Source organism: Paenibacillus sp. MB22_1 (assembly GCF_047200555.1).
Lineage (GTDB): Bacteria > Bacillota > Bacilli > Paenibacillales > Paenibacillaceae > Fontibacillus > Fontibacillus phoenicis.
Map to the genome: position 1 here is coordinate 71,544 of NZ_JBLADV010000001.1, position 12,211 is coordinate 83,754.

At 44.4% G+C, this 12,211-nt stretch carries 12 protein-coding genes; 11 read left to right on the top strand and 1 reads right to left on the bottom strand.

Annotation, left to right across the window (positions count from 1 at the left end; all coding sequences use genetic code 11):
* Positions 1–10 precede the first annotated feature (10 nt).
* The 5 genes from ACL02P_RS00320 to ACL02P_RS00340 all read left to right on the top strand — a co-directional run bounded on the left by ACL02P_RS00320 (position 11) and on the right by ACL02P_RS00340 (position 3,516).
* Positions 11–208, top strand: a complete 198-nt coding sequence (locus ACL02P_RS00320) for a heavy-metal-associated domain-containing protein (protein WP_412836580.1) — start codon at positions 11–13, stop codon at positions 206–208.
* A gap of 177 nt (positions 209–385) precedes the next feature.
* A complete protein-coding gene (locus ACL02P_RS00325; RefSeq protein WP_009224876.1) occupies positions 386–781 on the top strand; it encodes a cupredoxin domain-containing protein in 396 nt (131 codons plus the stop codon).
* A 63-nt stretch (positions 782–844) separates the two neighbouring features.
* Positions 845–1,522 (top strand): response regulator transcription factor, encoded by a 678-nt coding sequence (locus ACL02P_RS00330; protein ID WP_009224877.1) that lies wholly within the window; start codon positions 845–847, stop codon positions 1,520–1,522.
* A 4-nt stretch (positions 1,523–1,526) separates the two neighbouring features.
* The gene (locus ACL02P_RS00335) at positions 1,527–2,906 is read left to right on the top strand and encodes a sensor histidine kinase (protein WP_412836581.1); all 1,380 of its coding nucleotides are present in this window, start codon (positions 1,527–1,529) and stop codon (positions 2,904–2,906) included.
* Between the two features lie 139 nt (positions 2,907–3,045).
* Complete coding sequence (locus ACL02P_RS00340; RefSeq protein ID WP_412836582.1) at positions 3,046–3,516, top strand: MarR family winged helix-turn-helix transcriptional regulator; 471 nt, start codon at positions 3,046–3,048, stop codon at positions 3,514–3,516.
* A gap of 75 nt (positions 3,517–3,591) precedes the next feature.
* Here the strand turns inward: ACL02P_RS00340 and ACL02P_RS00345 are convergent, their stop codons facing one another.
* A complete protein-coding gene (locus ACL02P_RS00345; RefSeq protein WP_103110947.1) occupies positions 3,592–4,950 on the bottom strand; it encodes a transposase in 1,359 nt (452 codons plus the stop codon).
* 214 nt (positions 4,951–5,164) lie between these two features.
* Between ACL02P_RS00345 and ACL02P_RS00350 the strand changes: the two genes are divergently transcribed.
* The 6 genes from ACL02P_RS00350 to ACL02P_RS00375 all read left to right on the top strand — a co-directional run bounded on the left by ACL02P_RS00350 (position 5,165) and on the right by ACL02P_RS00375 (position 12,063).
* Positions 5,165–6,388 carry a murein hydrolase activator EnvC family protein gene (locus ACL02P_RS00350; RefSeq protein WP_412837294.1) on the top strand — a complete coding sequence of 408 codons (1,224 nt, stop codon included), beginning with the start codon at positions 5,165–5,167 and terminating at the stop codon, positions 6,386–6,388.
* 125 nt (positions 6,389–6,513) lie between these two features.
* On the top strand, positions 6,514–6,750 hold the full coding sequence (locus ACL02P_RS00355; RefSeq protein WP_412836583.1) for an SHOCT domain-containing protein: 237 nt from the start codon (positions 6,514–6,516) through the stop codon (positions 6,748–6,750).
* Between the two features lie 386 nt (positions 6,751–7,136).
* Positions 7,137–7,622 (top strand): hypothetical protein, encoded by a 486-nt coding sequence (locus ACL02P_RS00360; protein ID WP_412836584.1) that lies wholly within the window; start codon positions 7,137–7,139, stop codon positions 7,620–7,622.
* A gap of 436 nt (positions 7,623–8,058) precedes the next feature.
* The gene (locus ACL02P_RS00365) at positions 8,059–8,685 is read left to right on the top strand and encodes a hypothetical protein (RefSeq protein WP_316141263.1); all 627 of its coding nucleotides are present in this window, start codon (positions 8,059–8,061) and stop codon (positions 8,683–8,685) included.
* A 76-nt stretch (positions 8,686–8,761) separates the two neighbouring features.
* Complete coding sequence (locus ACL02P_RS00370; protein ID WP_412836585.1) at positions 8,762–9,463, top strand: hypothetical protein; 702 nt, start codon at positions 8,762–8,764, stop codon at positions 9,461–9,463.
* Positions 9,464–9,765: 302 nt separating this feature from the next.
* The gene (locus ACL02P_RS00375) at positions 9,766–12,063 is read left to right on the top strand and encodes a type IV secretory system conjugative DNA transfer family protein (RefSeq protein WP_412836586.1); all 2,298 of its coding nucleotides are present in this window, start codon (positions 9,766–9,768) and stop codon (positions 12,061–12,063) included.
* Positions 12,064–12,211: the final 148 nt, after the last annotated feature.

The window sequence follows — 12,211 nt, forward strand, 5'->3', positions numbered from 1 at the left end:
GGTAACAAACATGAAAGCAAATTTAATCGTTGAAGGTATGCACTGTGGAGGCTGCGCTAAAAAGGTGGAAACATCAGTGAAAAATGTTGGTGCATCTTGTGAAGTTGATTTAGCTTCCAAATCCGTTGCAGTTGAGTTCGACAACAATAAAGTCACTTTGGATGAGATTAAAGAAGCAATTAACAAGACAGGGTACAAAGTAAATTAAAAAAATTACAAACTATTCCCGTGAATAACATTTTTTAACAAGCACTCGATTGAGTGCTTGTTTTTATACGTTAGTATCACTTTCTTATTTAACTCTCAGGTTAATCTCATAACAAACTCATCTTTGTTGATTATAATAACTGGCATAAAGATGAAATTTTTGAAAGCGGGGAACTCCATGAGCATTTATCAATGGGGAGGTACTTTATTAATCCTACTGTTTATTGTCGGGAGTATCGGTTTCTTATTTAGGAAAAAAAAGAAACACCACATTATTCTCAGCCCATCAGGTTATCAAGAAGTAAAGATCCGCGTGAATGGAAAGTACATGCCGAATACGATTGTTGTACAACGAGGTAAACCTGTCCGTATGGAATTTGTCAGGGAGGAAAAGACGGCTTACTCAGAATTGGTCGTGTTCCCCCACTATCATAAGAGTATAGTGCTGCCGTACGGGCAAAAGGCAACAGTAGAACTGTTTCCTAATGAAGCAGGGAGCTACCGGTTTACTAGCCAAATGGGAAGGTACCAAGGGACAATGGTTGTTCGAGACACAACAGAAAAGTATAAATAAAAACCTTCGGACTACAATAAATAAAGCAGACAGTCATGGGGTAAGTGGAGAGGTGAAAAGTTAGTGGGTACCAAAATTCTTATAATAGATGACGATAAAACGATATCTACCATGATTCGAAGGGGATTAACATACGAAGGATATGAGGTCACTGTTGCGAACGGAGGGAAAGAAGGCCTTAATTTGGTGCTGGAAGATGAGCCAGATTTAATCATTCTGGATATCATGATGCCTGACCTTGATGGGTTGGAAGTTTGCAAAAGGTTACGAAAAGATGCGGGCATTCCAATTCTTATGGTTACCGGCATGGATTCCATTGCAGATCGGGTCCATGGCCTTGAGACAGGCGCTGACGATTATTTGGTTAAACCTTTTGCGTTTGAAGAGTTGGTTGCAAGGGTAAAAGCTTTGTTACGGCGACTGGATCATAAGAAGAAGGAAGACGAAAAACTGATCTTTTCTGATCTGGTAGTCGATCTTTCAACGCGTCAGGCATTTCGAGGATCGCGTACGATTGAATTTTCCACAACCGAGTTTAATCTGCTTTGTTTTTTTATGAAACATCCTCAGCAAGTTTTGACCCGGGAACTGCTTATGGATAGAGTTTGGGGATTCGATTTTCGAGGGGAGTCAAACGTTTTGGAGGTATATGTAGGCTATTTGCGGAGCAAGCTGGAAGCGCAAAATGAACCTCGCCTTATTCATACTGTCAGAGGCGCCGGTTATGTATTGAGGGAATAGTACGATGCCGATAAGAATGCGCTTAACCCTCTGGAGTACCCTTATTTTTGGAATATTGTTAATCGGAATTACGTCATCCATCTTTTTTATGCATCACGCTTCATATTATAAAGACCAGGATCGATTGCTTGCCAGTGTATCCTTACATATTCGGGAGGAACTGGAGAAAGGGTTAGTAGAAGGAACCCCTTTAACCGAAGCAAATTTTTCCTTCGAGGAGTTTTCTTTAAATGGCGTTTATGTCATCGTTAGGGATCAGACAGGAACAAATATTGCGAAAAGCACTAATCCTTATCGAGCTCCAGATACTCCATTCACCGATTTCAAAAAGACACAAGATCGTCTGCTAACTTATACAGATCAAGAAAATAATCGTTTCCGTGTGATGGTGACGCCGATACGCTATCGGCAAAATATTGTCGGCTATATACAAGCTGAGGTTTCTTTACAGCAAGTTGACACTTCCTTGGTCCGTTTGGGGTGGTTAATCTTTGGAGTAACATTTACAGGCTTGCTTCTGGCAGCCATCGCCAGTTGGTTCATGGCCCGAAAATCTTTAAGAGGAGTGGAAATCATCAGCCAAACGGCTCAGGCTATAACGGAATCACAAAGTTTTAATCAAAGGGTTGTATATTTGGGGGCCAAAGATGAACTAGGCCACTTGGCGGAAACTTTTAATGAAATGTTAGATAGTTTAGAGAAAGCCTTTGTCAGCCAACGTAGATTTATCTCTTATGCATCACATGAACTTAGGGCTCCTTTGACAGCGATACGCGGAAATTTGGATATCCTGCAGAAGAACGTAAATATTCCTTCTGAAGAAAAATCCGAGATCTTGAGCGACGTGTCCAAAGAAGCTAAACGGATGTCGAAACTTGTAGGTGATTTGCTATCTCTGGCTCGGGCGGATGCCGGCCATGAGATCCAAAAGGGAATCGTTGATATATCCAATATTTTAAATGAATTGGAATCACGAATTCAATCGTCCAACCATAAAGTGGAGATTACTTTTGAATATCAACTTTCAGTAATGGCCTGGGGCAATGAAGATCTACTCAAACAATTGATCCTTATATTACTTGAAAATGCGATAAGATATACGCCGGAAAGTGGGAAAATTACCCTATCGACATTCCAGGATTCGGATTATTGCGGTGTTCAGGTTACCGATACAGGCATTGGAATCGAACCGGATGATATGCCCCATATATTTGACCGTTTTTACCGAAGTAAATCGGCAAGAATGCACACATCCGAAGGTACAGGTCTTGGATTAGCACTTGCGAAGAGTATCGTTGACCTCCATGACGGCTCTATTGGGGTAACGAGCGTTCCAGGTCAAGGAAGTCTTTTCAAAGTGAGTTTACCCAAAATCAAAACTTGACAGTAACTAATGCTCTATCTGTTTTCGGGTGGAGCGTTATTTCATTAGAAAATTCTTATCAAACTCTAAGGATAATCTCAGGGTTATCTTAGTTATTTCTAGTAATCTGTTGCTAGAATCTATTAAGGAGTGAGAAAAAATGAGCAAAAGTTCGGATACTTTAGCCTTGGAAAAAGGACTATCTAGAACGACAACCAGCTTTCTATTTACACGATTACTCCATCAAATCCGGCTGCGTGAACGACAACCGAGAAAATTAGGGGCGGTAGGTTCATTCACTCCGAGCGAAATTCATATCATCCAAACCATCGGTATCGGTAGAGGAATGATCATGGGGGAAGTAGCTAACCGAATTGGTGTAACCAGTGGAGCTATTACGCAGATCGTTGAACGGATGGAAAACAAAGGTCTGGTTCGGCGTTTCCAACTTATGCGAGGTTCAAATAAGGTCAATGTAATTTTAACCGATAAAGGGGAATCGGTATATTTTGCCTACGAGGAATTTTTTGTTAAGCCATTTGATCAATGGATCCGAGATGAGCTAAATGAAAATGAACTTAAGTCTTTTGAAAAGGGAGTTAAAAAACTAATTGAATTTTTGAACGAGTAGCTTCAATAACTAACGTAGATAAGTTATTTCTTCGTACTTTCTACATTCTTTCTCTATATTTCCTAATTACAATACTCAACTTTCGCAGCTTAATTTTCCGAACAAAGCCTTGATATAATTGGGCAAACTCGCAATCCATTGCTGGAGTTGACATACAACGGCAGACTGATCCCGTTTGGATTTTGCTTCCGTGAACGCCATGAAAAATGCGATCAGATGCTGCAAAGCCGTTTTGAGATCCAGGTCTCGAACTTCGTCGGAAAACAGGAAAAACAGACCGCCCAACGACCGCGCGTCGTTGTTGTGACGGCGTTCCCATTCCATTACGAGATAACGGGTAAACACGATCGTGGTGTGGCTGATGAGCATATCAAACGAACGACCTTGAAACTCCGTTCCCAGCTTCAGGTACGATTTGGCAAATTTGAAGAACGTCTCAATGCTCCAACGCATGCCGTAGATGCGAACGATCTCAGCCTCTTCCAACGTCAAATCGGTGCTAAGCAGAACCAGCCAATCCCGCCGCCGATGGCGGTTTTGTACAAAGACCAATTTGATCGGCAAACCGCAGGCGGTTTGAACGATGACCGAGCCAAGGATTTCTTTGTTTTTCTGCTTTGGCAAAAGGGCATACAGTTCATGGAGCGTCAGGCTTTTTCCGTCGAACCGGTATCGTTGTTTCATCGCCTTGACCATCCCAATGACATGCAGACCTTTCGCCATCAGTTCACGCAACAGAGGCGCTTGGGTAAACCAACTGTCCATCAGGACAAAGTCAGCGCTAAATCCAGCCTGAATCGCTCGATCAAGCAGAGCCGCCACGGCATCCGGTTTGCGTGAAAGCGCCTCGATGCGGCGTTTGTAGCCTTGGGTACGCTTGGACAGACGTTCCTTCATCTCGCAAAAGCGATTCGTCAGCTTGGCCGAGCTGAGCATGACAAAATCGATGGGCGCAAAGCTGAAGCCATCCGACCATCCGAGCGTGAGCATGTTGTAGCCGCGAGCATATCTCCCCGTCGTATGATCGAAGATGCGGGCAAGCAACTCGGCTTTCTTGCTGCGATCCCTGCGAAGAACCGAATCATCAATGATGAACGTCCGAACGCGGGACGAAGAGGTTAAGGAATCAAAATGCTGAACGACCTTCAGACTCAAGGCATGCAAAAATCGTCGCCAGGCAAAGCGTGGATGGTTTAAGAATCGATAGACTACATCTTTGCCAGGCAACGACTGGCGGCGGTCGCTATGCAGAAGACGAAACCAATTGCGCCCTTCAAACACGAGCGTAAAGATCAGCTGAAAGATGGCAAGACTGGACAATCCGAACGACTTGGAAATGCCGGCTTTGCGCAACAGTTGTCCGATTTGCAAAGCGGAAAATAAAGTCGAGATTCGTTCTTGGCCCTTTTCAGACAGGAAGTTGTGTTGTACCATAGAGTTACGCACCTTTCTGTTTGGGATGGGAAGACTATCCACTTCCATTTTACCAAACGGAAAGGTGTTTTTCTGTCAAGAACGAGATTTTTCAATAAGAAATCCTAGTCATATCAAGGCTTAACACTAATTTTCAAGGTGCGAAAGTTGAGTTACAATACTAATATGAAATGAAAATAAAAAAACATAAGAAAATGGGGAAATATAGTTGAACTTGAGAAAATGGTTATCTGCGACTGTATTTGTGATTTTTGTCACTTTATTGTTTCTCCCTTTGGATCAAATTTATGCCAAAACCGTTAGCCAATTAGACAACGAGTTGAAACAACTTCAAGAACGGGCGAAAATAGCTGAGCAAAAGCAAAAAGCTGCAGAAAAACAGCAGCAGGAAGCGAAGCATTATGTCAATAAAAATAAAAACTATATCAAACAAATATTGATTGAGATCGAATCCGTAAGCGAAGAATTGACTAAAATCGCCATTGATGCTGAGCAAGCAGAGGCAGAATTACGCCAGACTAACGAAAAGTTGGACAAAACCAAGCAAAGAGTCGAGGAGCGCTCCAAATGGCTGGATTCTCGAATCCGATTGATGTATACAGACGGAAATGTTTCTTACTTGGACGTATTGTTGTCCTCGACAAGTTTTATTGACTTTTTAGAACGTGCCGAAGTATTGCAAGCAATAGCCAATCAGGATCGAATGTTATTAAATGAATATAAAATGGACAAGGAGCTTCTATTAGAGCAGCAACGGAAATTGAAGGAGAGTTATGAGAAAATAGAGGCCTTGTATGTTGAAGCGGAGTCGCGGAAAAGTGCTTTGGAAAACAAAGAGGATGAGAAGCAGCAACTGATTGCCCGATACAGCGAGGAGATTGAAGAATCTGAAGACATTTCAGAAGAGCAGGAAGCCTTATTGATCGAACTCGCTACAAAAAGAGCAATACTTGAAAAAGAAAAAAACAAGCTGAAATCGGAGCAAGTTTACACATATAAAAGTACAAATTCCAATTCTTCATCAGGAAAAGTGAAAAGTGGTTCGGGAGCCATGTCCCTACCGATTCCTGGGGCTCGTTTATCTTCAAAATACGGCACTCGAGTACATCCGGTTACCGGGGAAGTTAAAATGCATAAAGGTGTTGACTATGCAGCCCCTCAAGGAACGGAAATTCAGGCTGCGGAAAGTGGTGTTGTCATTGTTGCAGAATGGTGGAGCGGTTATGGCAACACGGTTATTGTCGACCACGGGGATAACGTTTGGACGCTTTACGCTCATATTCGCAATAATGGAATTAAGGTGACAAAAGGGGATAAGGTAAAACGAGGACAAAAAATTGCTGAGGTCGGAAGTACAGGAACTGCAACGGGGAATAACTTGCATTTTGAGGTGCGAATTGACGGGAAACCAGTGGATCCGTTACCTTATTTGAAATAATCTTTACCATAAGCAATGAGGACGCTAGCGGTAGCCTTGCCAGGCTACTGCTTTTTGTTTAGGTGATCTCAAGGGAATATTCGGTTTTAAAAATGAAAATTCTAATATCGGGAGGTATGTCTGAGATGAATGGTTCTATAATGGTCTTGATGTGCACGATCATGTCAATCTGTTTACTTATTCTAATCATTGCTGTTGGCGCAACAGTTTATGTAGTAACACGATTACTCATAAGGAAATATAGAGTTGAAGACGGTCCCATTATGATTTTAAAAGAACGTTATGCCAGAGGTGAACTCAATGATGAGGAATTTAATCATAAACGTGAATTGTTGAACAACGAAGGTTGGAATATAAAGTAGAGGGCTGAGTTTAGAGCCTTACCCAAACTACTTATACCCCATGGGGGTTCCAGAAAAATGTAGAACCTTTTGTAAAAAGGTTGTACAAAAAGAGTCGCCTTACCGAAAAGTGACCTTCCCCGTACAATAAGGTCAAGCGCGCGCCCATTCATGAATTTGAAGGGAGCAAAAATTATGGGGAAACACGAAGTCGTTAATGCGGGGCAGTCTTTCAGGGAAGTTTCTCTTTCCGAAATGGATAAACCGAATTTGCCGGCGCAATGTCAATCAAACAAACCAGAAAAGCGAAGAGGAGTTAGTTATTCGCCTGCCTTTTACGCCCAATTGATGCGTCACGACTGGTATGGTAGAGTCCGCCACCGTATCCGGCAACGGGGGTGGGGGCAGTGAGCCGACCGATCCCGTTCACTCGCGTCGAAAACTGGTTATTCGCCTTACCGGTTTGGAAATCGCAGTTGGAGTCAATGCGGGAACAGTTGTCACGTATCCCGGGGCTTACGCAAAAATTCGATTTGGTCCCGATCTACGGCAAAGGCCAGAAAAACGAAGCAATATTAAACGAGGTAATCCGCCGGTTACAATTGCAAAATGTAGAAATCCCTTTAATGGAACTGAAGATTGATGTGCTGGAAGCCGCGATTCACTCCTTGCAAGAGGAAGATCAGCAATTTGTGGAAGAGCGTTACATGCGCCGTCTGCCTTCCATGCTTGTCATGGAAAAGCTGGGCTTTACGCACCGCATGTACTATAAGCGGCGGAAACGATTGCTCAGTCACATTTACCGCTTTGTAGGCGGAGAGGCTTCCATTTTATTCGTGGATGATAAAGAAGCGAATTCGGATGCGGATTCATCGGACGATTCCGAGGAATAAGGTCAGGTCAATCGAAGGTCACATAATGATTAGGAACCTTGTTCTCATTGAATTATGGTAGCGGTTGGCAATCCGGTGGTAAGTTCAATACTGGTGCTCTTCAGACGAACGGTTGGGCTTTCCGCTTGTGGTGGATCATGGCTCTGTCGTCCGTTGGAACTTGCTAAATGATTGCCGTGAGTCGGGTCAATCTTTACCCAATTTTCCTATTTTCTCAGAAAGAGTTAAACTCACTAGAATTAACATATTATATAACTTATCACTATCTAGATGTTTTTATAAAATATCTTCTATATTTGGATAACGACATATAATATTCAAAATAATTGCATTTATGCTATAACAGAACTTGATATATTGGGATATAATGGAATTGTCACAAAATAATAATTGATCGCTGGCCAGCCTTCAAAAAATGGGAGGGTTTCGAATCTAAATGAAGAAGATATTCTCGTCTGCTTTGTTTTGTATTATGCTCGTAGTATCTATTGCGACTAGCGCATATGGTATGGGTGAAACCACTCAAGTTGCCGGTACAGTTTATGAAGAGCAAGTGGCTGGTAAAGAGGCAAAGATAACAACAGCACCATTACAAGAAATGCTTCCTGCCCAATTTCAGGAAGATGGAGTTGTCCTGCAACGTGATGCAAACGGCAACTTCCATGCAACTATTCCTTTAGTAAAACCTAATAGCTCAATTACCGCTAGTGATGTTGTCTTTGGAGGATTAACTATGAGTTTGTACAACTATGTTGGTACAAATAAATATGAATTGTTTTATACGATGGTTGTAACAGGTGATTGGTTGAAAGGGTTAAAAGGGAATTTTACTGTTACAAATACTTCTGTACTTTCACCTGCCACATACCTTGATAAAGATGTAAATTCAACTTTTACGGCAACAAGACTACGTACAGCAAAAGTTGGTGACGATTTTGTTATACCTTCAGATGTTGAAAAGGTTCGAGTAAGGGCCAGTGATTTAAAGGTCTCCTTTTTAGAGACAGACCCTCTATCGCCCGCACCTCTATCTATTATTTTTGAAACTGCTAATGCTAATTAATTAGGGAGGACTTGGGTGAATTAACGACTAAGTAGTTAGTTCACCTATTTCCATTTTTAAAGAAAATGGTGAGGATATGAAAAAGATAAGTTTTAACGAAATGAAAGAAAACCACACTTCCTTTTTTTCTCCAAACCAGCTCGTTGTTCGTAAACTGCCTGTTATTTCAACGACTGATGAAGAGCAAATAAGAGAAATCCTGATCAACATGATTAATATTCAAGGGATTCTGGCTAGGCATTATTTTTATCGAAGAGAACTAGGAAGCTCCAGTATAGAAGATTACTCCTTCTTTATCACTAATAAAGTGGATGATGAAGCTTTAATGTTTAGCATGATTTTTGATTCTGTTACTGTAACAAAGACCAGATACGGGGAACCATGTGGTCTTCAAGTTAATGACGCCAAAGATATAGCTTATAAAGTTTTTGAAAGAATGATTAAAGAAAAACAGGTTAACAATGAAATTGGCCACTTTATTCTAGGTAGAAAATTTCAGAATGATTATCGCCAGCTAGGGTGTTTTGAAATAGAAGGTGATGAAGGGGAGGTTATTGAAAATGAGTTTTTTACTTATTTGATCAAGAGTTCATCTTTATCCACGTCTGTATATCCTGCTTATCTCGATGTAAGTGGTTTGAAAATGGATGAAATAGAAAAAGATCAGCTAATACTTCAGTTAGCAAATCAAGTTAGTAAACTCTATTTAATGGTTTATGATTATGAAAATACTGAAGGGGTTCCTTTCTTTCGAAAAGAATTAAGATGGTATATTTGAGTTGGATAAGTGAGTCAGTTCCATAATTCGATTCGAGTAGAGGGCTAAAGTTACCAAAAATCAAAAAGGTCAATTGAAGGTCACAAAATGATCAGAAAAAGGGACAAGACAAGGTCATGTAATCCTGTTAATCTGATAGTGTCAAAAAGGTGTGGACAGGCTCCCGGGCATCCCGGACGGCCTGTCTTTTTCATTTTCAGGGCCGATCGGGATTACCGGTCGTTCCTGAAGGGAAAGGAGTGGTGGATCCATCCAATATCTCGACAATTGAGGAGCGGAAGATCGAGGGGAGGGGAGCAGCGATGCTCTCTTTTTTATTTCCAAGCTGGTGCGAGCCCGGTCAAGGTCAGCACAAGCGAACGCTATGGTTCGAAATTCAATCCTCCCTTGATGCCACACCTATGGACTTTGCCAAGGCAACGCGGTTTGCCCGGCATATCAGCGGACTCGGGTATGCCCGGTTCCAGCGTCTTCGGCATGGACAACTCTATTTTCGTTTCCTGATCCAGTGTGCAGGACCTGCTGGACGGGTACGGATCTACGTTTCTGTCCCCGACATTCGCTGGATGGGATTTCGTACCGGGTTCCACACACAGGTGTCCGGAATGTATTTGCTTCCGGTCAAGACACCCGTGTTTACCGCTGGTTCGGGCAAAAACGTGATCGTTGCCGAAGGCCGTCCGGCGTATAAGGGCGCTCTTTCCGTTGCAAGTATCCATCCGGTCGGCAAAGATCCGCTAAACGAAATGATCGCCGCGATGGGTGCAGGCGAACTGGCGGAAGGCGAGGAGGTGTGGCTGGAGCTGGCCTTTGCGCCAGCGGGCAAGCGGCTCCTTCAGCGCCGTGTCCGCAGAGCCGAGAACTGGCTGCGTTCCCCGGCCAATGAGCCGGTGTCCCTGCAGTCCATTTGGCGGGAGATGAACACGAACCAAAAGGCCAAATCACGGCCACGGGAATTGACCGCCTACCAGCAAAACGTGATGCGGACGCTGCAAAGCAAACATGATGAAGATGAAGTCGGGCTGTGGACCGGATTTCGCGTGCTGATTCGTTCCTCTTCGGCGAAAGCGCGACTGCAAACGATGAACGATATGCTGCAATCGATGCGAAGCGGTAATGGCATCGTCCTCCGTCCGGTAAAAGGCAGAAAGCAGGTATTAGCACCGGGAACGCCATCCAAGCAGTTATTGCTCGCTTCGGAGGAACTGGGCTACTGGCTGCGCATTCCTGCCTTTGGCGATCCGGTCGCCGCGCATATGGAGAAGATGCATGCAAAAATTGTACCGGCTCCGACTGGACTCGACCACGGCCTCTACATCGGGAAAAGCAACGTGCCGGGCCAGGAACGGGACCTTCGTATGCCGCTGGGTCAAATGCTCAAGCATGCGTTTCTCGCCGGCACAACCGGTTCCGGGAAAACGTCTACGCTGCTCTCGATCATGACCCGTATGGTTGAAGATCTGGAGAGGAAGCCGGACCAAGCACCCGGTTTTACATTTCTCGACCCGCACGGCGGGGCGATTGAAACGCTGCTGAGTTATATCCCGAAAAAGTTGTATCCGAAGTTGCACCTGATTCCTCTCGGGGCTACCGAACGGCCGCGCGGCTTCAACTTGTTTCAAGACGCGCATGCGGATGTACGGGAGTCGTTGACCGGGGAGTTTGTGACCACCTTGCAGCAATTGTTCCCGGGTTCGCGCCCGCGGGCGGAGCATTATTTACGGAATGCCGTGTTGAGTTTGTTGTCGGTGCCGCCGCAAACGGTACTGGGCATTATGGATATTTTCTATAACGAGAACTACCGGAGAAAATTGCTGCCGAAACTCGACGTGCATCTGCGCCATTTTTGGTTGGACGAGTTCGCGCAAATCAAAAATCTGGGGGATCATCTCGGTCCCATCATGAACAAGCTTGGTGCCTTAACGACGTACCCGACCGCACGGCGGATGCTGGGGCAAGAGCGCAGCAGCATCGACACCCGGCGGGCGATGGACGAGGGCCATATCGTGCTGATCGACGGCAGTGGCTGCGTCCCGGATTTACTGAAGATTCTGGCCAGCCTGTTTTTCATCGACTATCATTTCACCTGCCGCAAGCGGCCACAGCACAAGTCCAAAGCACATTTTTTCTTTGCTGACGAAGTCCATTTGTTTGCAACGGACATTTTAACGAAAATACTGGCCGAAGACCGCAAGTTCGGCTTGTCGGTCTTTCTGGCCACCCAGTATTTGACCCAATTGTCCGATCGCATTCTGGAGGCGATTCTCGGCAATGTCGGAACGCTAATGTTGCTGCAACTCGGCGGGCCGGACGCGGACAAATTGTCGCGTTGGCTGAAACCCCAGGTGACAAATACCGATTTGATGAACCTGGCCGAGCTGCACGCCATTGTGCGCACGAAAGGACACGAAGGGCGTCTTGAGCTGTTTACGGTGAAAAACGAGATCGTGCCTATGAAGCACGAAGCCTGGATTCGGGAAGCGTGGGCGCATTCGGACAAACAGGATGGCCGATCGATTGAGACGGTCGAGCGGGAAATGAATATCGGAGAAGGACCGCAGTCCCCGCTAAACGGTTGGCGGCGCGACGATCCGGAGTAAGGCTCATGCCTAATAAAGTCAGAGATCAAGACTGAGATCAAGTCTGAGATAAAGATGGAGATAACCGGTCAGATGGAAACATCGCTGCAAGGCCGCAACCGGCGCATGAGCCGGCGGTTGCGCTGATCCGGACTTGCTCTCATCTGCG

What these genes read in the sequence shown, in the direction of transcription:
- ACL02P_RS00335 (WP_412836581.1), top strand. Translation starts at nt 1,527, where the DNA reads ATGCCGATAAGAATGCGCTTAACCCTCTGGAGTACCCTTATTTTTGGA.
- ACL02P_RS00370 (WP_412836585.1), top strand. Translation starts at nt 8,762, where the DNA reads ATGAAAAAGATAAGTTTTAACGAAATGAAAGAAAACCACACTTCCTTT.
- ACL02P_RS00325 (WP_009224876.1), top strand. Translation starts at nt 386, where the DNA reads ATGAGCATTTATCAATGGGGAGGTACTTTATTAATCCTACTGTTTATT.
- ACL02P_RS00345 (WP_103110947.1), bottom strand. Translation starts at nt 4,950, where the DNA reads ATGGTACAACACAACTTCCTGTCTGAAAAGGGCCAAGAACGAATCTCG.
- ACL02P_RS00320 (WP_412836580.1), top strand. Translation starts at nt 11, where the DNA reads ATGAAAGCAAATTTAATCGTTGAAGGTATGCACTGTGGAGGCTGCGCT.
- ACL02P_RS00340 (WP_412836582.1), top strand. Translation starts at nt 3,046, where the DNA reads ATGAGCAAAAGTTCGGATACTTTAGCCTTGGAAAAAGGACTATCTAGA.
- ACL02P_RS00355 (WP_412836583.1), top strand. Translation starts at nt 6,514, where the DNA reads ATGAATGGTTCTATAATGGTCTTGATGTGCACGATCATGTCAATCTGT.
- ACL02P_RS00375 (WP_412836586.1), top strand. Translation starts at nt 9,766, where the DNA reads ATGCTCTCTTTTTTATTTCCAAGCTGGTGCGAGCCCGGTCAAGGTCAG.
- ACL02P_RS00365 (WP_316141263.1), top strand. Translation starts at nt 8,059, where the DNA reads ATGAAGAAGATATTCTCGTCTGCTTTGTTTTGTATTATGCTCGTAGTA.